At 72.3% G+C, this 19,335-nt stretch carries 18 protein-coding genes; 6 read left to right on the top strand and 12 right to left on the bottom strand.

From position 1 onward, the window contains the following. Positions 1-60: 60 nt before the first annotated feature. The gene (gene map / locus E6R62_RS23840) at positions 61-918 is read right to left on the bottom strand and encodes a type I methionyl aminopeptidase (protein ID WP_136215563.1); all 858 of its coding nucleotides are present in this window, start codon (positions 916-918) and stop codon (positions 61-63) included. An 81-nt stretch (positions 919-999) separates the two neighbouring features. Here map and E6R62_RS23835 point away from each other — a divergent pair, with 81 nt between their 5' ends. Continuing rightward, positions 1,000-1,248 (top strand): hypothetical protein, encoded by a 249-nt coding sequence (locus E6R62_RS23835; RefSeq protein WP_136215562.1) that lies wholly within the window; start codon positions 1,000-1,002, stop codon positions 1,246-1,248. Positions 1,249-1,296: 48 nt separating this feature from the next. Here E6R62_RS23835 and E6R62_RS23830 read toward each other — a convergent pair whose 3' ends face one another. Then, positions 1,297-1,905, bottom strand: a complete 609-nt coding sequence (locus E6R62_RS23830) for a hypothetical protein (protein WP_136215561.1) — start codon at positions 1,903-1,905, stop codon at positions 1,297-1,299. A gap of 98 nt (positions 1,906-2,003) precedes the next feature. On the opposite strand from E6R62_RS23830, the gene npdG reads away from it, so the two are divergent. Further along, positions 2,004-2,708, top strand: coding sequence for an NADPH-dependent F420 reductase (npdG, locus tag E6R62_RS23825; protein ID WP_136215560.1), 705 nt, complete (start codon positions 2,004-2,006; stop codon positions 2,706-2,708). Then, positions 2,705-2,986, top strand: a complete 282-nt coding sequence (locus tag E6R62_RS23820) for a hypothetical protein (protein ID WP_136215559.1) — start codon at positions 2,705-2,707, stop codon at positions 2,984-2,986. The genes npdG and E6R62_RS23820 overlap by 4 nt, the downstream gene beginning before the upstream one ends. Before the next feature lie 103 nt (positions 2,987-3,089). On the opposite strand, the gene E6R62_RS23815 is transcribed toward E6R62_RS23820, so the two are convergent. Beyond that, complete coding sequence (locus tag E6R62_RS23815; RefSeq protein WP_136215558.1) at positions 3,090-3,890, bottom strand: site-2 protease family protein; 801 nt, start codon at positions 3,888-3,890, stop codon at positions 3,090-3,092. Positions 3,891-3,956: 66 nt separating this feature from the next. On the opposite strand from E6R62_RS23815, the gene E6R62_RS23810 reads away from it, so the two are divergent. After that, positions 3,957-7,304, top strand: coding sequence for a BTAD domain-containing putative transcriptional regulator (locus E6R62_RS23810; protein ID WP_136215557.1), 3,348 nt, complete (start codon positions 3,957-3,959; stop codon positions 7,302-7,304). A 59-nt stretch (positions 7,305-7,363) separates the two neighbouring features. On the opposite strand, the gene E6R62_RS23805 is transcribed toward E6R62_RS23810, so the two are convergent. From E6R62_RS23805 to panB, 3 genes are all read right to left on the bottom strand, one after another. Further along, complete coding sequence (locus E6R62_RS23805) at positions 7,364-8,218, bottom strand: ABC transporter permease (RefSeq protein WP_136215556.1); 855 nt, start codon at positions 8,216-8,218, stop codon at positions 7,364-7,366. After that, positions 8,215-9,240, bottom strand: coding sequence for an ATP-binding cassette domain-containing protein (locus E6R62_RS23800; RefSeq protein WP_136215555.1), 1,026 nt, complete (start codon positions 9,238-9,240; stop codon positions 8,215-8,217). Before E6R62_RS23800 ends, E6R62_RS23805 begins: the two co-directional genes overlap by 4 nt. A gap of 227 nt (positions 9,241-9,467) precedes the next feature. After that, positions 9,468-10,349 (bottom strand): 3-methyl-2-oxobutanoate hydroxymethyltransferase, encoded by an 882-nt coding sequence (gene panB / locus E6R62_RS23795; protein ID WP_136215554.1) that lies wholly within the window; start codon positions 10,347-10,349, stop codon positions 9,468-9,470. 288 nt (positions 10,350-10,637) lie between these two features. Here panB and E6R62_RS23790 point away from each other — a divergent pair, with 288 nt between their 5' ends. Next, positions 10,638-11,669: an endonuclease/exonuclease/phosphatase family protein gene (locus tag E6R62_RS23790; RefSeq protein WP_136215553.1), complete on the top strand. Its 1,032-nt coding sequence runs from the start codon at positions 10,638-10,640 to the stop codon at positions 11,667-11,669. Between the two features lie 93 nt (positions 11,670-11,762). Here E6R62_RS23790 and E6R62_RS23785 read toward each other — a convergent pair whose 3' ends face one another. From E6R62_RS23785 to E6R62_RS23760, 6 genes are all read right to left on the bottom strand, one after another. Beyond that, complete coding sequence (locus tag E6R62_RS23785; RefSeq protein ID WP_136215552.1) at positions 11,763-13,517, bottom strand: NAD+ synthase; 1,755 nt, start codon at positions 13,515-13,517, stop codon at positions 11,763-11,765. 63 nt (positions 13,518-13,580) lie between these two features. Then, a complete protein-coding gene (locus E6R62_RS23780; RefSeq protein ID WP_136215551.1) occupies positions 13,581-14,912 on the bottom strand; it encodes a DUF4190 domain-containing protein in 1,332 nt (443 codons plus the stop codon). 209 nt (positions 14,913-15,121) lie between these two features. Further along, a complete protein-coding gene (locus E6R62_RS23775) occupies positions 15,122-15,541 on the bottom strand; it encodes a CBS domain-containing protein (RefSeq protein WP_136215550.1) in 420 nt (139 codons plus the stop codon). Between the two features lie 215 nt (positions 15,542-15,756). After that, a complete protein-coding gene (locus E6R62_RS23770) occupies positions 15,757-16,482 on the bottom strand; it encodes a DUF305 domain-containing protein (protein WP_240801848.1) in 726 nt (241 codons plus the stop codon). Between the two features lie 20 nt (positions 16,483-16,502). Further along, positions 16,503-17,165: a DUF3105 domain-containing protein gene (locus tag E6R62_RS23765; RefSeq protein ID WP_136215548.1), complete on the bottom strand. Its 663-nt coding sequence runs from the start codon at positions 17,163-17,165 to the stop codon at positions 16,503-16,505. Positions 17,166-17,242: 77 nt separating this feature from the next. After that, positions 17,243-17,761: a hypothetical protein gene (locus E6R62_RS23760; protein ID WP_136215547.1), complete on the bottom strand. Its 519-nt coding sequence runs from the start codon at positions 17,759-17,761 to the stop codon at positions 17,243-17,245. Positions 17,762-17,934: 173 nt separating this feature from the next. Between E6R62_RS23760 and glnA the strand changes: the two genes are divergently transcribed. Further along, a complete protein-coding gene (gene glnA / locus E6R62_RS23755) occupies positions 17,935-19,296 on the top strand; it encodes a type I glutamate--ammonia ligase (RefSeq protein WP_136215546.1) in 1,362 nt (453 codons plus the stop codon). Positions 19,297-19,335: the final 39 nt, after the last annotated feature.

The raw sequence follows: 19,335 nt of genomic DNA, 5'->3' as shown, positions 1-19,335 counted from the left end.
CGGTCTCCCGGGCAGTCTTCCCGACGGCGTGTCGGCAAAAACCTGCTCCGCTCCCCGCCCCTACGGGAGGGTGAGGATCTCCGCCCCGGAGTCGGTCACGACCAGGGTGTGCTCGAACTGCGCGGTGCGCTTGCGGTCCTTGGTGACGACCGTCCAGCCGTCGTCCCACATGTCGTACTCGTGCGTCCCCAGCGTCAGCATCGGCTCGATGGTGAAGGTCATGCCGGGCTCGATGACCGTGGTGGCGTGCGGGCTGTCGTAGTGCGGGATGATCAGGCCCGAGTGGAACGACGAGCTGATGCCGTGGCCGGTGAAGTCCCGGACCACGCCGTAGCCGAAACGCTTCGCGTACGACTCGATGACCCGGCCGATCACATTGATCTGACGGCCCGGCTTGACCGCCTTGATGGCCCGGTTCAGAGACTCCCGGGTGCGCTCCACCAGCAGCCGCGACTCCTCGTCCACCTCGCCGCACAGGTAGGTGGCGTTGTTGTCCCCGTGCACCCCGCCGATGTACGCGGTCACGTCCAGGTTCACGATGTCGCCGTCCCGCAGGACCGTCGAGTCCGGGATGCCGTGGCAGATCACCTCGTTCACCGAGGCGCACAGGGACTTCGGGAAGCCCCGGTAGCCGAGCGTCGAGGGGTACGCGCCGTGGTCGCACATGTACTCGTGCGCGACCCGGTCCAATTCGTCGGTGGTCACCCCCGGCGCGATGTGTGTGGCGGCCTCCTCCATCGCCCGGGCGGCGATCCGGCCCGCGACGCGCATCGCCTCGATGGTCTCGGGCGTCTGCACCTCCGGTCCGGTGTAGGGAGTGGGCGCGGGCTTGCCCACGTACTCGGGCCGGCGGATGTTGCCGGGAACGGAACGGGCGGGGGAGAGCTCGCCGGGTACGAGCAGCGACTGGCCAGACATGCAAGCGAGTGTAACCAGCGGTGATGGGGCAGCATGGCGGCAAAGAGCGGTGAGAGCCGCGACGAGAGGAGCCGGCGGACGATGGCCCTGTTCAAGAAGCGCCAGACGGGCAAACCGGGCGAGTGGTACTACTGCCTGGTCCACAAGAAGGTCGAGGAGGGCCCCGAGTGCCCGGCCAAGGACCGGTTCGGCCCCTACTCCAGCCGGGAGGAGGCGGCCCACGCCATGGAGACCGCCGAGGAGCGGAACCTGGAGTGGCAGAACGACCCCAAGTGGAACGACAAGACGGGTGGGCCGGGCGAGGCCGGTGAGCCGGGCGACATCGCCTAGCCGTCGCCGTCCCGCGGCCGCGCCGGGCGGCGCGTCCCGGGCGCGGCCCTACCAGCGGCTGGGTGGCGGCGCGGTCAGCTGATCGGCCAGCCGTGCCAGTCGGTCCCGGAACCGGCGGGCGCCGCCGCGCGGGGCGGGCAGACCGTTCTCCCCGGCCGCCGCGCTCACCAGGTGCTGCACGGTGTCCAGATCCAGCTCGGCGGTGGCGTCCGGCACCGACAACGCCTCGTGGGCCAGCGTGCCAAGGTCGCGGTCCCCGCCGTCCAGGGACAGTACGGTCGCCCCCGCCCGCCGGGCGTCGTGGACCCGCTCCAGCAACGGGCCGCCCGGCTGCTCCGGGGCCACCACCAGCAACGTGTGCCCGCGCCGCGCCGCCTCCAGCCGGCCCAGCCCCACCGACAGGTGCGGCGGCTCACCGGGCCGCACCCGGTGGCGCACGAGGGTCGGCACCAGCTCGGGCAGCCCCGACCAGGCGGCCTCGTCGACCAGGTGCGCGGCCAGGTGCCAGGGCTCGTACCGCTCCGTCCCCACCAGCAGCAGGTTCCCGCCGGCGGGCACCACGGAGCGGCGCAGCGAACCGGCGAACCGGCGCGCGGCCCCGGGCCACTGCGTACCGGCCAGCACCTCGCGCAACAACGCGACCCTCACTGCGTCCATGGCGGCATCCTCCCGCACCCGGGGACGCGGGGCGGCCACTTGGGCGCGATACGTCCCCACGGGTATGGGCGCGGGTACTCGGCAGTACCTTTGCCCCCATGACTTCCTCAGACAGCACCCAGAAGCCGCCGGCCAAGGACCCCTGGGACCTCCCGGACGTCTCGGGCCTCGTCGTCGGCGTCCTCGGCGGCACAGGTGACCAGGGCCGGGGCCTGGCCTACCGCTTCGCCCGCGCCGGCCAGAAGGTGATCATCGGCTCCCGCGCCGCCGACCGCGCCCGCGCCGCCGCCGCCGAACTGGGCCTCGGCGTGGAGGGCGCGGACAACGCGGAATGCGCGCGGCGCAGTGACATCGTGATCATCGCGGTTCCGTGGGAGGGCCACGCCAAGACCCTGGAATCGCTGCGCGAGGACCTCGCGGGCAAGCTCGTCGTGGACTGCGTCAACCCGCTCGGCTTCGACAAGCAGGGCGCGTACGCCCTCCAGGTCCCCGAGGGCAGCGCCGCCCAGCAGGCCGCGGCCCTGCTCCCCGATTCCCGGGTCACGGCGGCCTTCCACCACCTCTCGGCGGTGTTGCTCCAGGACGAGTCGGTCGAGGAGATCGACACCGACGTGATGGTGCTGGGCGAATCCCGCGCCGACACCGACCTGGTCCAGGCCCTCACGGCCCGCGTCCCGGGCATGCGCGGCGTCTTCGCGGGCCGCCTGCGGGGCGCCCACCAGGTCGAGGCCCTGGTCGCCAACCTCATCTCCACGAACCGCCGCTACAAGGCCCACGCCGGCCTCCGCATCACCGACGTGTGACCGGCGCTTCCGCCGCGGCGGTCGGCGGCCGGCCGCCGCGGGTGGGGGCGTGGGGGACACTGGAGGGGCTCGACCCCTTCTGCACCGCCGAGGAGCTCTGCCGCATGCCCCGCCTTGCCGTGTTCGCCGTTGTCGTCTGCGTCCTGTCCGTGGCCGCGGCCGTGGTCGCCTTCGTGGAGGGCAGCTTCCTCGGGATCGTCTGGGTCCTGCTGGCCGGTCTGACCTCCAACATGGCCTGGTACTACCTGCGCAAGGCGAAGGCGGAGAAGCGGGCCTGACCGGGACGATCGACGGGATGGTGCCGCTCCCGCGCGGCCTGCCTCGACGGTGACGGCCCGGCCCGGGCCCTCCGGGGCCGGGGCCAAGGCGATCGGGCACGGTTCAGCGGGACGGGATCCGGCAGTAGCCGTCCGTCTCCTCCCAGAAGCGGTACAGGTCGTGGCCGCAGTACGTCTCCAGGTCGGACACGCCCAGGGCGCCGAGGATGTCGGTGACCCGGTCGAAGAAGAACGTGTTCACCTCGGGAATCCACAGCAGGGCGAACACGCCGATCAGGGCGAACGGCGCCAGTGGCGCCACCTCGCGCCGCACCCGGTGGGACAGCCACGGCTCGATCACCCCGTAGCCGTCCAGACCCGGCACCGGCAGGAAGTTCAAGATGGCCGCGGAGACCTGGAGCAGCGCGAGGAACGCGAGCGCGAAGCGGAAGACCCAGGGCACGCCGTCGAGGGCGTGCAGCCAGAACGGCGCCGTGCACACGACCGCGAACAGTACGTTCGTCAGGGGGCCCGCCGCCGAGACGAGGCTGTGCTTCCAGCGGCCGCGGATCCGGTCCCGCTCGATGTACACCGCGCCACCGGGCAGACCCAGACCGCCCAGGATCACGAAGACCACCGGCAGCACGATGCTCAGCAGCGCGTGCGTGTACTTCAGCGGGTTCAGCGTCAGATATCCCTTGGCGCCCACCGTGATGTCCCCGCCGTGCAGGGCGGTACGGGCGTGCGCGTACTCGTGCAGGCACAGCGAGACCACCCACGCGGAGGTCACGAAGAGGAACACGGCGAGCCCGGGGCTCGTCGCGTAGCCGGTCCACACGGCCCAGCCGGTGACCACCATGACCGCGACGATGCCCAGAAACACGGAACTGATCTGCCGCTCGGCGCGGCTCCCCTGGTGACCCATGCGGCGAAACCTATCCCGGCCCGGAAATCGGTCGGCCCCGGGGGCCCGGGCAGCGACAATGGGCCGGTGCGTTACGCGATTCTCGGCACCGCCCAGGCCGTCCGCGACGACGGGACCCCCGTCGCCGTCGGCGGCGCGCGCCTGCGCGCCCTCCTGACCGCCCTGGCGCTGCGGCCCGGCCGCACGGTGCCGGCGGACCTGCTCGTCGACCAGGTCTGGGACGGCGATCCGCCGGCCGACGCGGTCGCCGCGCTCCAGGCGCTCGTGGCGCGGCTGCGGCGGACGCTGGGCCACGAGGCCGTGCGGTCCGCCGAGGGCGGCTACCTGCTGGCCGCGGGGCGGGACGACGTCGACCTGTACCGCTTCGAGCGGCTGTCGGACGCCGCCGCGGCGGAGTCGGACCCCGCCCGGGCCGCCGCCCTGTACGACGAGGCCCTCGCCCTGTGGCGCGGACCGGCGCTGGCCTGCCTCCCCGACCCCGGGGCGGAGTCCGCTCGCTGGGAGGCCGTACGGACGGACGCGCGCCGGGGCCGGCTGGCCGCGGCCCTCGCGCTGGGGCAGGCGGAGCGGGTGCTGCCCGAGCTGGGCGCGCTGTGCGCCGAGCAGCCCCTGGACGAGCCGTCGCAGGCGTTGCGGATCCGCGCCCTGCGCGACGCGGGCCGGCCGGCGGAGGCGCTGGCCGCCTACGACGAGGTCCGACGCGACCTCGCCGACCGGCTGGGCACCGACCCGGGCCCCGCGCTGCGCGCCCTGCACGCCGAATTGCTGGACCCGACGGCGCCCGTGCCCCTACCCGTCGCCGCCCCGACCCCCGAGGCGCCGCCGGTCCGGGGCAACCTGCGATCCCGGCTCACCACCTTCGTCGGCCGCGAGGAGGACATCCGGGCCATCGGCGACGACCTCGCCCGTGCCCGCCTCGTCACGCTGCTCGGCCCCGGCGGCGCGGGCAAGACCCGGCTGTCCCAGGAAGCCGCGGAAGCGGGGACGGCCGACGCATGGCCGGACGGGGTGTGGCTGGTCGAGCTGGCCCCCGTGGACGACCCCGAGGACGTACCCGAGGTGGTCCTCGCCGCGCTCGGGGCCCGAGAGACCAAGTTGCGCGGCGCCGCCGCCGAGGAACTGCGGGCGCTCACCGACCGAAGCGGCGACGATCCCCTCGAACGTCTCGTCGACCACTGCGCGCGACGACGGCTCCTGCTGCTCCTGGACAACTGCGAGCACGTCGTCAAGGCCGCCGCCGGGCTCGCCGAGGAACTCCTCGCCCGCTGCCCCGGCGTACGCGTCCTGGCCACCAGCCGCGAACCCCTCGGGGTGCCGGGGGAGACCCTGCGCCCGGTGGAACCGCTGCCCGACCCGGTCGCGCTCCGGCTCCTCGCCGACCGGGGCGCCGCCGCCCGCCCCGGGTTCCGTACCGAGGACGACCCGGACGCCGCCGCCGAGATCTGCCGCCGCCTGGACGGACTGCCGCTCGCCATCGAACTCGCCGCCGCCCGACTGCGGTTGCTGACCGCGCGGCAGATCGCCGACCGGCTCGACGACCGGTTCCGGCTGCTCACCAGCGGCTCCCGTACTCTGCTGCCCCGCCAGCAGACGCTGCGCGCCGTGGTGGACTGGTCCTGGGACCTCCTCGACGCCCCCGAACGGGCCGTGCTGCGGCGGCTGTCCGTCTTCGCGGGCGGCTGCGACCTGGCCGCCGCCGAAGCCGTCTGCTCCGAGGTCGTATCCGAGGCGGTCTGTTCCGAGGCCGTATCCGAGGCCGGGCGGGGCGGGGCCGGGCGGGACGACGCCGACGTACTGCTCTGCCTCGGCTCGCTCGTCGACAAGTCCCTCGTCGTGGCCGCCCCCGGTCCCGGCGGCGACATGCGCTACCGGCTGCTGGAGACGGTCGCCGAGTACGCGGCCGAGCGCCTCGCCGAGGTCCCCGGCGACCGCGAGGCCACCGAGCGCCGGCACCTGACCCACTACCGCGAACTCGCCCGCACCACCGAGCCGGTGCTGCGCGGCCACGGCCAACGGGAGGCGGGCGAGCGGCTGGCCACCGAGTACGAGAACATCCGTACCGCCTTGCGCCGGGCCATCGCCCTGAAGGACGCCGGCGAGGCGTTGTGCCTGGTGCACGCCCTGATGTGGTACTGGCACATGCACGACCTGCGCGCCGAGAGTCGGCACTGGTGCGGTCTGACCGCCGCCCTCGGCCCCGACCCGTTCGCCCCGCCGGCCGCCCCCGCCCAGCCCGTCTGGGAACGGGTCGTCGACTCCCCGCCGCCCTACACCGGCGAACTGCTCTGCGAGGCCTGGCGCGGTGTGCGGATGATGTGCCTGGCCTCCCGCGACCAGAACAGCGGCGACTGGAACACTCCCGGGGTCCGGGCCCAGGTCGATGCCATCGTGCAGGTCTACCGCCCCGGCCTCCCGCAGACCTGTCAGGTCCCCGGCGCCCTGTGGATCTACCTCTACGCCGTCATGATCAACGGGGACGTCGACCTGCTCCGGCGCGTCCTCGACGCGGCCGTCGACACCTCCCGGGAGCTCGGCGACCGCTGGGCGTACGCCTCCGCCCTCCAGTTGCGCGCCAACGTCCTCGCCAACCGGGCCGACTGGAGCGGCGACGCCGCCCGCGACGCGGAGGAGAGCCTGGCCGCCTTCCGGGAGCTCGGCGACGCCTGGGGCTGCGCCGAGGCCCTGTCGGCCCGCGCCGAATCCCTGGAGAAGCGGGGCGAATTCGCTTCGGCCGCAGAGGACTTCCAGGCCGCCATCGCCTACGCCGAACACCTCGGCGCCAAGGCGCAGGCGGCCGTCCTGCGCGTGCGTCGGGCCGGGTCCCTCGTCGAGGACGGTCAGATGGAGGAGGCCGAGAGGATCCTCGACGAGGTCGTCGGCGGCGTACGGGAGCTCGGCAACGAGGCCATGCCGGCCGCGCGATTGTTCCTCGCGGGCGTCTACGGACGCACCGGCCGCATCCCCCGGGCCCGTGCCCAACTCCACACCCTGCGCGAGGAGTTCCCGAGCACCGGGTTCGCCGTCTTCGACTGCTTCCTGCACGCGACCCTGGCCTGGCTCGACAACCAGGAGGGCAGCTACCACGAGGCCCTGGAGTCGACCCGGCAGGCCCTGGACGCCGCGCAGGACCCGCTCGCCCGGATGGTCGCACCCCAGATCCCGGCCGTTCTCCTGATCACGGCGGCCAACTCCCTCGTCGGTCTCGGCGGCCCCGAGCGCGCCTACGACGCCGCCCGGCTGGTCGGGGCCTACCGGGCCCTGCTCCCGCCCGGGCACGTGCCGGTCTTCACCGAGCGCACCGACGCCGCCCACGCCGAGGAGCGGGCGCGGGCGGTGCTGGGCGACGCCGCCTTCGAGGCGGCGCGCGCCGAAGGCGGCGGCCTCTCCCTGGAGGAGGCCGCCGCCCTCTTCTGATCCGGCCCCCCCGTACGGGGCCCGCCCGGGACGCGATCCGGAACGGACCGGCTCCCGGATCAGGTCTTCTGGCGGAACTTGCGCACCGCGAGCGGCATGGTGACGACGGTGATGGCCACGGACCAGGCCAGGGTCACCCAGACCGGGTGGGCGACCGCGCCGCCGTTGATCAGACCGCGCGCCGCGTCGGCCAGGTTGGACAGCGGGTTGTAGTCGGTGAAGGTCTGCAGCCACCCCGGCATGGTCGACGGCGGGGCGAAGATCGAGCTGCCGAACTGGAGCGGCATCAGGACCAGCATGGCCATGCCCTGGACGGCCTGCGCGGTCTTCATGGTGAGACCGAGCAGGATGAAGATCCACATCAGGGAGGCGCCGAACACCGCGGACAGCCCGATGGACAGGAACAGGTCCAGCACCGACGTCTTGATCGACAGACCCAGGATGAAGCCGACGCCGAGCAGGATCGCGATGGCGACCATCATCCGGCCGAGTTCGACCACGATCTTGGCTATGAGGACGGAGGACCGGGCGATGGGCATGGACCGGAAACGGTCCATCACGCCCTTCTTGAAGTCGTCGTTCACCCCCGTGCCGACGCCCATGGCGATGTTCATCCCCATCATGGCCATCAGGCCGGGGACGACGTAGTTGACGTACGCCTCCTGCTGGCCCTTCCCGGAGATCGCGCCTCCGAAGACGAACACGAACAGCAGGGTGAAGATGATCGGCATGAACACGACGTCGAACATCGACTCGGGGTCCTGCTTGATCTGGAGGGTGTTGCGGCGCACCAGGGCGCCGATGTGCCGCAGGTTGGCCCGCAGACCGATCCGGCCCTCGCCGGCGGGTCCCGCTGCCGCGGCGGCCGGAGCGGCCACGGGGGTGCTGGGCTTGGGCGTGGTGACGGTACTCATGCCGCGACCTCCTCGGTCTGCTGGGCGGAGGCCTCGGAAGAGGGCTTCTGGCCGGTGATGGAGAGGAACACCTCGTCGAGGCTGGGGAGGTAGGTGCCGACATCGGCTATCGGGTAGCCCCGGGCGGCCAGCACGCCGACAACCGCGGTCAGTTGCTCGTCGCTGAGGATCGGCACCAACAACACGCCCTCGTCGGGAACGGCCTGGGAGCCGGCCGCCCCGTCCAGCCCGGCCTCGGCCAATGCCCGGGCCATGCCGGGCAGGTCGGCGGAGGAGACGGGCCGGATGCGCAGGGTGCGGCCGCCGACGCGGGCCTTCAGCTCGTCGACCTTGCCCTTGGCGATGACCTTGCCCCGGTCGATGACCGTCAGCTCGTCGGCGAGCTGCTCGGCCTCCTCCATGTACTGGGTGGTCAGCAGGACGGTCGCGCCCTCCGCGACCATCCGCTGCACCTCGTCCCACACCTCGTTACGGGTGCGGGGGTCGAGGCCGGTCGTCGGCTCGTCCAGGTACAGGACGGCCGGGCGGCCGATCATCGACGCCGCCAGGTCGAGCCGGCGCCGCATGCCGCCGGAGTAGTGCATCGCGGCCTTCTTGGCCGCCTCGGTGAGCGAGAACCGCTCCAGCAGCTCGTCGGCGCGGGACCGGGCCTCCTTGCGGGGCAGGTCCAGCAGCCGGCCGATCATGTAGAGGTTCTCCCAGCCGGAGAGCTTCTCGTCGACCGAGGCGTACTGGCCGGTCAGGCCTATGGTGCGGCGCAGTTGCCGGGGCTGGCGGACCACGTCGAAGCCGGCGACCCGCGCCGTCCCGGCGTCGGGGGTGATCAGGGTGGACAGGATGCGGACCAGGGTGGTCTTGCCCGCGCCGTTGGGCCCGAGGACCCCGAGGACGGTCCCCTCGCGCACATCGAGGTCCACACCGTCGAGGGCCCTGGTCTCGCCGTAGTGCTTGACCAGCCCCCGTACCTCTACGGCGTGCGAGCCGTTCAGGGGATTCTTGTCGTTTCGCGTCATGTCCATCATGGGACCACCTCCCACTGACAAACCGCCGACAGGCGACCGACACCGAACCGACGGGCGACCGGCGGGCCGAAGCCGCAGTGTGCCGGTCGCTCCCGCCCGGGAGCGCCGACAGCCCGCCGGCGCGGAAGCCGACGGGCTGTCAGGAGGGTGAGGCGCAGGGTGGGGCCCGCGGCGGGACCTCGGGTGAGGCCTCGGCGCGAGCCCCGGGAAAAGCCTCGGGAGAAGCCTCAGTGGAAGGCGTGCTCCGGCTGCGGGAACGATCCGCCGATCACGTCCTCGGCGAACGCCTTGGCCGCGTCACCCATGGTCTGCCGGAGGTTCGCGTACTGCTTCACGAACTTCGGCATCTTGCCTCCGGTCAGACCCATCATGTCGGTCCACACCAGCACTTGGGCGTCGCACTCCGAGCCCGCGCCGATGCCGACCGTCGGGATGTGCAGCGACCGCGTGACCTCGGCGGCCAGTTCGGCCGGGACCAGCTCCAGCACCACCGCGAACGCGCCCGCGTCCTGTGCCGCCTTCGCGTCCCGCAGCAGCTGGTGCGCGGCCTCGTCGCCGCGACCCTGCACCCGGTAGCCCATGGCGTTCACGGACTGCGGGGTCAGACCGAGGTGGGACATGACCGGGATGCCGGACTGCACGATGAGCTCGGTCTGGGCCAGCGAGCGCTCGCCGCCCTCCAGCTTGACCGCTCCGACGCCCGCCTCCTTGACCAGCCGGGTCGCGCTCCGCAGCGCCTGCACGGCGCCTTCCTGGTACGAACCGAACGGCATGTCGCCGATGACCAGTGCGCGGCGGGTGCCCCGTACGACGGCCGCCGAGAGCAGGGTCATCTCGTCCATCGTCACCGGGACGGTGGTCTCGTAGCCGAGGTGACAGTTGCCCATGGAGTCGCCGACGAGGACGACCGGGATGCCGGCCTCGTCGAACACCGACGCGGTCATCGCGTCGTACGCCGTGAGCATGGGCCACTTCTCCCCGCGCTCCTTGGCCAGGGCCAGGTCGCGGATGGTGATGCGGCGGGTGCCCGTGCCCCCGTACAGGGTGGGGCCGGAAGCTTCGCGGGCAGGCGAAACGGCATGCGTCATTGCTGCTGCTCCTTGTGTCATCTCGAGGCGTCCTGACGACGTCCCCGGACTCATCCACCATGGTGGCACTCTTCGGCCCGGAGGAGGAAGTGGTGGGACGACCGGTCCGTCACACTCCAGGGTCGGCTCCTGCCCGGACTTCAGTCGCGCCGGATCGAATGTGCGCGTTTCGTGACAACCGGAACCCCGGGCGGACAGCTGTTCGTCCTCTCGGTCGTACGGCCGGAACGTACGGCACGGATGGCTGCGTCGATCGCCTAGGGTCAAGGGGCGGGGACGGAGCGCGAGCACGGCAGCGAGGGCAGTCACATGGCACAGGCGTACATGACGGAGACGGGGAACGGCGGCGGCTCGGAGCCGGGGCCCTCCGGATCCGGTCTGCGGCGCCGAATCTCCGAATTGCGCGGGGACCGAGGGATCTGGCGGCGCGGGATCGTGACGGCGGCCCTGGCCGCCCTGGTCTCGCTGGTGATGATCTTCCACGCGGAGTTGCCGAACGACGTCGGCAACCTCGGCAGCCTGACCGAGACCTTCCTGCCCTGGTTGGGGCTTACGGTCCTGTTGCTGCTGGTCGCGGCTTTGATCAGGAAGTCGGCGACCGCGCTCGTCTCGATAGCGGTGACCGCCGCCGTCTGGGTGAACCTCTTCGGCGGACTGGTCACCGACAAGTCCGGAGGCGGCGGCGACCTCACGGTCGCCACCCACAACGTGGACGCCGCCAACCCGGACCCGCGCGGCACCGCCGAGTCGGTCGCCAAGGCCGGGGCCGACGTGCTGGCCCTGACCGAGCTCAAGGCGGGCGCCGTCCCGGCGTACGAGAAGGCGCTGGCGCCCACGTACAAGTACCACGCCGTCGAGGGAACCGTCGGCGTCTGGAGCAAGTACCCGCTCACCGCCGCCCGGCCCGTCGACATCAAGATGGGCTGGACGCGGGCGATGCGCGTCACGGTGAAGACCCCCGCGGGGGACATGGCCGCCTTCGTCGCCCACCTGCCGTCCGTCCGGGTCAAGCTGAACGCCGGATTCACCGCGAACCAGCGCGACAACAGCGCCGACGCGCTGGGCGCCGCGCTCGCCGCCGAACCGCTGAAGCGGGTCGTGCTCCTCGGCGACCTCAACGGCACCGTCAACGACCGGTCCCTGTCGGAGATCACCTCGCAGATGCGCTCCACCCAGGGCGCGGCGGGGGACGGTTTCGGGTTCACCTGGCCGGCCCGGTTCCCGATGGCCCGCATCGACCAGATCCTGGTCCGGGGCGTCACGCCGAAGGCCTCGTGGACCCTCCCGCGCACCGACAGCGACCACCTGCCCGTCGCGGCCCGGGTCGCGCTCACGCCGTAACGGTCTCCGTACGGCCCGCCGGGCACGGCGTACGCCGGGGCCCCGGCCGCTCGTCGCGGCGGCCGGGGCCCCGGGCGGTGGATGCCGTCCGCCTCACGCGTGCTCGCGCCAGCCGTTCGTGATGGGCAGCCGCCGGTCCTTGCCGAAGCCCTTCGCGGAGATCTTGGTGCCCGGCGGGTACTGGCGGCGCTTGTACTCGGCCGTGTCGACCATCCGGAGGATCCTGGCGACCAGCTCGCGGTCGTAGCCGGCCGCGACGATCTCCTCCAGCCCCTGGTCGCGGTCCACGTACAACGCCAGGATCGTGTCGAGCACCGGATAATCCGGCAGCGAATCCGTGTCCACCTGGCCCGGGCGCAGCTCGGCGCTCGGCAGTTTCACGATCGAGTTCTCCGGGATCGGCGGCGTCTCGCCGCGCTCGGCGGCGGCCCGGTTGCGGTACTCGGCCAGACGGAAGATCACCGTCTTGTAGACGTCCTTGATCGGGCCGTAGGCGCCGACGGAGTCCCCGTAGAGGGTCGAGTAGCCGACGGCCAGCTCCGACTTGTTGCCGGGGGCCAGCACGATGTGGCCCTCCTGGTTGGAGACCGCCATCAGCATGGTGCCGCGCAGTCGCGACTGGAGGTTCTCCTCGGCCAGACCGGTCAGACCCAGCGACCCCATGTACGCGTCGAACATCGGCTCGATCGACACGGTGCGCAGGTTCAGGCCGGTGCGCCGGGCGAGCTCGGCCGCGTCGTCCTTGGAGTGGTCCGAGGAGTACTTCGAGGGCATCGAGATGCCGTACACGTTCTGCGCGCCGATGGCGTCACAGGCGATGGCGGCGACGAGCGCGGAGTCGATGCCGCCCGACAGCCCGATCAGCACGGAACGGAAACCGTTCTTCTTGACGTACGCACGCAGACCCACGACCAGGGCGTCGTAGATCTCCTCGTCGTCGTCGAGACGTTCGGCGTAGCCGCCCGCCACGACCGGCTCGTACGGCTCCACCGGGTCCTCCGAAAGGATCACCCGGTCGATCCGCAGACCGTCCTCGACCACGCCCTCGGGGGCGTCCGCCGGGGCGGCGGGCAGGTCGAGGTCGACCAGGACGCAGCCCTCCGAGAACTGCGGGGCCCGCGTGATGACCTCGCCGTCGGCGCCGACGACGATCGAGTCCCCGTCGAAGACCAGCTCGTCCTGGCCGCCGATCATCGCCAGGTAGGCGAGCGTGCAGCCGGCCTCCTGGGCACGCTTGCGCACCAGCTCCAGGCGCGTGTCGTCCTTGTCGCGCTCGTAGGGCGAGGCGTTGATGGACACCAGCAGACCGGCTCCCGCGGAGCGGGTCGCGGGGACGCGACCGCCCTCCTGCCACAGGTCCTCGCAGATGGCGAGCGCCACGTCGACGCCGCGCACCCGGATCACCGGCTGGGTGTCGCCCGGCACGAAGTACCGGAACTCGTCGAAGACGCCGTAGTTGGGCAGGTGGTGCTTGGCGAAGCGCAGCACCACCTCCCCGCGGTGCAGCACGGCGGCCGCGTTCTCCGGGGACCCGGGCGGCAGGCCGAGCCGCTGCGCGGCCCGCTCGGCGCGGTCGAGGTACCCCACGATGACCGGGAGCTCGCCGAGGCCCTCGGTCGCGAGGCGCCGCGCGAGGTCGCGCAGCGCCTGGCGGGAGGCCTCGACGAAGGAGCCGCGCAGGGCGAGGTCCTCGACGGGGTACCCGGTCAGCACCATCTCCGGGAACGCCACCAAATGGGCGCCCTGCTCGGCGGAGTGCCGGGTCCAGTGGACGACCGAGTCGGCGTTGGCGGCGATGTTGCCGACGTGCGAGTCGATCTGATTCAGAGCGAGGCGTAGTTGAGGCACGGCCCCAGTGTAATCGTCTTACTGACGCGATGTCCTGGGGGGCGGACGGTCGGGCCGGACGTGTCAGCCGATGCTGCCGAGGAACCGGGCGGGCGGCCCGGGGATCACGGGAGAGACGTCGGCGCTGATCCTCGTGGTGCCCTCGGGGACCTCGTACGCGGCGAATCCGGTGGCGCTGGCGCCGGGCTGGATCGTGCCGGTCACCATCTTCGGCGTCAGGCCGTCGAAGACGAGCTTGCCGCGGTCGCCGTGTTCGTCGCGGACCGTGGGGACCGCGTAGATGACCTCGATGGGCTTGTCGGAGCTGTTGGTGATCGTGATGTCGATCCCCACGGCGTTGCCGACCTCGATGTACTTGCTCTTCGTGACGTACTTCTTCGGCTCGGACAGGCTGACGCGGACGCCGTTCGAGTAGCTGACGGTGCTGCCGAAGGGGACCGGGATGTCGAAGCCCTGGCCGGAGTCCGGGTCGGGGGCGGTGGTCTCGTCCGGGTCGACCGGGTCGTCCGGCAGGTTCCAGTCGTGGTCCAGCCGGCGGTCCACATGGTCGGACGCCTTGTGGAGGACGGCCACGGTGAGGAAGTAGCCGCCGACCGAGGCGAAGAGGCCCAGGACGCAGAGGATCGCGGCGATCACCGACATCGCCTTGCGGGGTGCGCCGCGGGAGGCCTTGACGATGGCGGCGATCCCGAGCCCGAGACCGACGAGGCCGACGATGGTGCCGATCCAGAAGGCGAACGGGATGACGCCGAAGCAGATCGCGGCGAGGCCGAGGACGAGGGCGGCGATGGCCAGGTGGTTGGACGGCCGCGCGGGGGCGGCGGGGTAACCGGGGTAGCCGGGATACCCCGGGTGGCCGGGCTGCCCCGGATATCCCGCGTATCCGGCGCTTTCGGGGCGCCCGGGCTGTCCGGTGGTGCCGGTGTAGGCGAAGGGGTTGGACTGGGGGGCCTGGCCGGGGTGGGTCGGTCCGGGCCCGCCGGGGTATCCGGCGTAGGGCGCGCCCCCGGGCGGCGGAGCCTGCGGCGGGACGGGCGGCGGGGCGAGCGGCGCGAAGTGGGAGTGGGCGGGCGTGGCCGGGGGCGGCGCGGCGTCCTCGGGAGCGGCGTCCCGCGGGTCGGTCCGCGGGTCGGTGTCCCACGGCGCGGGCCGGGGCTTCTTGGTCAGGGAGAGCGGCTCGGCGGCGGGGCTCGGGGCTTTGGCCGGCGAGAGGGGTTCGGCGGGAGGCGCCGTGTCCCCGGGTCCGGGGTGCCGCGGGGCCGGGGGTACGGCGTCCTCGGGTGCGGCGTCCTCGGATATGGCGCGCGCGGGTATGACGTCGTCGGGCACGGGGGTCCCCGAAGGCTCCGTCGGCGGGTCGCTCGGGCTGCTCGGCGGGTTCGGGGGCGTACTCATGCCTGGAGGTGTCCTTCGGAACGGCGTTGGCGGTGCCCCGCGTCGGCGGCCGACGCGGTGATCACCAGCCTGCCACGCCCCCCGATCCCCTCCAACAGCTTTCGGCCCACCGCTTTCGGCCCGGCCGTGCCGGCTCCCGCCCCGGTCGTGCCGGACCGCCCGCGCCGGGCGGCGCGGGCGGTCCGGCACGCGGTGGGCCGGCCCTCCGGTCAGCGTCGGGCGTAGACCTTCTCGACGAAGCCGGCGATCTGCTCCTCGGAGAGGTGCTGGGCCAGGTCCGCCTCGCTGATCATGCCGACCAGCCTCTTGTCCTGGATCACCGGGAGCCGCTTGATCTGGTGGCTCTCCATCTCGTCCAGTACGTCGGAGATGTCGGCTTGGGCGTCGATCCAGCGCGGCGTGCCCTGGCAGAGGTCACCACAGGTGACCACCGACGGGTCGTGCCCCTTGGCCACGCACGACACCACGATGTCGCGGTCCGTGATGATGCCGCAGAGGCGTTCGTTCTCGTCGCTGACGGGCAGGGCGCCCACGTTCAGCCGGGCCATGAGCTGAGCGGCCCGGTCCAGGGTTTCACCGGCCGGGATCCACTGTGCCCCGGGGTGCATGATTTCTGCGGCGGTCGTCATGGCGTGTACCTCCTGAGAGCGCCGTGCGGGCGGGCGCGGGCGCACCCGTCCCGGCGTCCCCATCGTCGTTCGGCCGGACGGACCACGCGACCCCACTCGGACGGGTGTAGGCCCGTACGGGTGAAGGACCACGTGAAAGGCCAGGTGGGAGGCGTGAGGGTCGACCCGCGAGGTATCGGCCCAGGTGCCTCCCACCACCGTACGGGCGTCACCGGTCACGCGCGCGGCGCGGCCCCGCGCTGCTTCAGCATGTCGGCCATCAAGGTGAGCTCCGACCGCTGCGCGGCGACCATCCCCTCGGCCAGCTTCCGCTCCGCCGGGGTCGCGCACTGGGTCGCGCAGCCCTGGGCCATCGCGACGCCGCCCTTGTGGTGGTCGGTCATCAGCTGGAGGTAGAGCACCTCCGCGTCCCGGCCCTGGGCCGTGCGCAGCCGGTCCATCTCCTCCTTGGTGGCCATGCCGGGCATCAGCGCGCCGGGCTTGGTGGTGGCGCCGCCCATGTCGTGACCGCCCATGTCGTGACCGGCCATGTCCTGCCCGCTCATCCCCTGCCCGGACGTGCCGTGCCCGTCGCCGCCGCTGCCCATCCACGACATCGGCGGTTCGTCCGCCACCACCTTCGGCAGCCCCCACAGGTCGAGCCAGCCGAGCAGCATGCCCCGCTGGTTCGCCTGGGTGTTGGCGATGTCGTAGGCGAGGCTGCGGACCGCCTCGTCCTGGGTGCGGTCGCGGACGATGAAGGACATCTCCACGGCCTGCTGGTGGTGCACCGCCATGTCCCGGGCGAAGCCGGCGTCCGCCGAGTAGAGGCCCGGCGCCCGGGAGGAGGAGCCCGAACCGTCGTCCCCGCCCCCGCCGTTCGCGGTGGCGACCGTGGCCCCGACCGCGAACAGCGCGGCGACGACCACCGCCGCGCCCGCCGCCCAGTACGTACGGGACACGCGCCGCGCCTGGGGCGGGGTCACTTCTGGGCCAGCCCGTTGGTGCAGGCCGCGCCCGGCTCGGGGGTCTGCGGGCCCTGCACGTACTTGGTGAAGAACTGCGCCACCCGCGGGTCGGCCGCGTCGGCCACGGTCAGCTGCTTGCCCCACGCACTGAGCATGATCGCCCCGGCCTGGGTCTTGTCCGGGCTCATCAGCGTGTACGGGGTCTTGCGGACCTTCGCGGCGAGCGTGTCCACGTCGGCCTTGGCGGCCTTCTCGTTGTACGTCACCCAGACCGCGCCGTGCTCCAAGGAGTGCACCGCGTTCACCTCGGGCAGCGGGTTCGGGTAGACGTCGCCGTCGCAGTTCATCCAGCGCGGGTTGTGGTCACCGCCGACCGGCGGGTTCATCGGGTAGGTGACCGGGGTCTCGACGTGGTTGCGGCCCAGCGTCTTGGCGTCCCAGCTGCGCTCGCCGCTCACGGGCGCCTTGCGGGCCGCGGCGGCGTCCTTCTCCTTCTGCTTCTGGTTGATCAGCATCCAGGAGCCGAAACCGATGAGGGCGGCGACGACCGCGGTGGAGGCGGTGATCGCGATGATCTTGTTGCGCCGGTCGCGTGCTTTCTCCGCGCGGCGCATCTCGGCTATGCGGGCCTGTCGCGCGTTGGTGTCGGTGGTGGTCTTGCCGGACTTGCTGGCCATGTGCCCTGTTCCTTCTGCTGAGGGGGGTGGAATGCGGTTCCGCTGCGAGGGGCGCGCGTCCGGCGCGCCCGACGGCGTCAGGTCCGCAGTACCTGGAGGGCGTGCAGATCGGGGGCGCGCGCGAGCGTCCCCGGTGCCCGGACCGGACCGGCGCACGCGGGGCGCGCGCCCACCACCGCCCCGGCCCCCACCGCGGCGAGGGCCGACGGCGGGACGGGCAGTACGGCAAGGGGCGTGTCGGAACGGGGGGCACAGCCGGGCAGCTCGGACGGCGCCACACAGTCGGCATGCGTCGATCCGGGCGCCGATCCGGGCGCCGCTACGTGTACCGGGCGGCCCGCCGACGCGCGCGCCGGGTAACGCGCCGGGCCCTGCTCCACGCCGCGCGCCGTGGAGTGCGCGGGGTGGTGCGCCCGCGCGACGGCCACCCGGAAGCCGTGGGCCGCCAGATTCCCCGCACAGGGGAACGCGGCCCCCCACAGCAGCATCCCGAGGGCGAGCGCGGCGGCCACCGCGGCCGGTGCGCCCGACCGGGCGGCACGCCGGGGCGGGGGACCGCTGTGGCCCCCGAGCTCCGTGTGCTTCCAGCCCCCCATGGCCGCAGATGGTAATGCTCATGACGGGCCCGCAGTCAGTGCGGGGGTGCCACGACCTTTCAGGGGTGCGTAATGTGGCGGAAACCACGGGTGGCGATACTGGGCCGGCCCGACTGTGCTCCCCCTCCGGGGGGCGGTGGTGCACACGCCGTCTGAACTGCGAGGATGAAGGCATGGACAAGCAGCAGGAATTCGTCCTCCGGACGCTCGAGGAGCGCGACATCCGCTTCGTGCGCCTGTGGTTCACCGACGTGCTGGGCTTCCTGAAGTCCGTCGCGGTCGCGCCCGCGGAACTGGAGCAGGCCTTCGACGAGGGCATCGGCTTCGACGGCTCCGCGATCGAGGGCTTCGCGCGGGTCTACGAGTCCGACATGATCGCCAAGCCGGACCCGGGCACCTTCCAGATACTGCCGTGGCGCGCCGAGGCCCCCGGGACCGCCAGGATGTTCTGCGACATCCTGATGCCGGACGGCTCCCCGTCGTACGCGGACCCCCGCTACGTCCTCAAGCGCATCCTGAACAAGACCTCCGACCTGGGCTTCACCTTCTACACCCACCCGGAGATCGAGTTCTTCCTGCTCAAGGACAAGCCGCTGGACGGTACCCGGCCGGTGCCCGCGGACAATTCCGGCTACTTCGACCACACCCCGCAGAACGTCGGCATGGACTTCCGCCGCCAGGCGATCACCATGCTCGAATCGATGGGCATCTCGGTCGAGTTCAGCCACCACGAGGGCGCCCCCGGCCAGCAGGAGATCGACCTGCGCTACGCCGACGCGCTGTCCACGGCCGACAACATCATGACCTTCCGCCTGGTCATGAAGCAGGTGGCCCTGGAGCAGGGCGTCCAGGCCACCTTCATGCCGAAGCCGTTCTCGGAGTACCCGGGCTCGGGCATGCACACCCACCTCTCCCTCTTCGAGGGCGACCGCAACGCCTTCTACGAGTCGGGCGCCGAGTACCAGCTCTCGAAGGTCGGCCGCTCCTTCATCGCCGGCCTGCTCAAGCACGCGGCGGAGACCGCCGCCGTCACCAACCAGTGGGTCAACTCCTACAAGCGCATCTGGGGCGGCTCGTCCCGTACCGCCGGCTCGGGCGGCGAGGCCCCCTCGTACATCTGCTGGGGCCACAACAACCGCTCGGCCCTGATCCGCGTCCCGATGTACAAGCCGGGCAAGACCGGCTCCTCCCGCGTCGAGGTCCGCTCGATCGACTCGGGCGCCAACCCCTACCTGACGTACGCCGTGCTCCTCGCGGCGGGCCTCAAGGGCATCGAGGAGGGCTACGAACTCCCGGCCGGCGCCGACGACGACGTCTGGGCCCTCTCCGACGCCGAACGCCGCGCCATGGGCATCGAACCCCTGCCCCAGAACCTCGGCGAGGCCATCTCCTTGATGGAACGCAGCGAACTGGTCGCCGAAACCCTCGGCGAGCACGTCTTCGACTTCTTCCTGCGCAACAAGAAGCAGGAGTGGGAGGAGTACCGCTCCGAGGTCACCGCCTTCGAACTCCGCAAGATGATGCCGGTGCTGTAGCCGCCGTCCGGACGCGCCGAAGGCCCCGCCTCCCGGGAA

Origin of the sequence: Streptomyces sp. A1136 (genome assembly GCF_004795055.1) — a bacterium.
Classification (GTDB): Bacteria; Actinomycetota; Actinomycetes; order Streptomycetales; family Streptomycetaceae; genus Streptomyces.
This window is presented reverse-complemented; position numbering and strand designations above follow the sequence as displayed.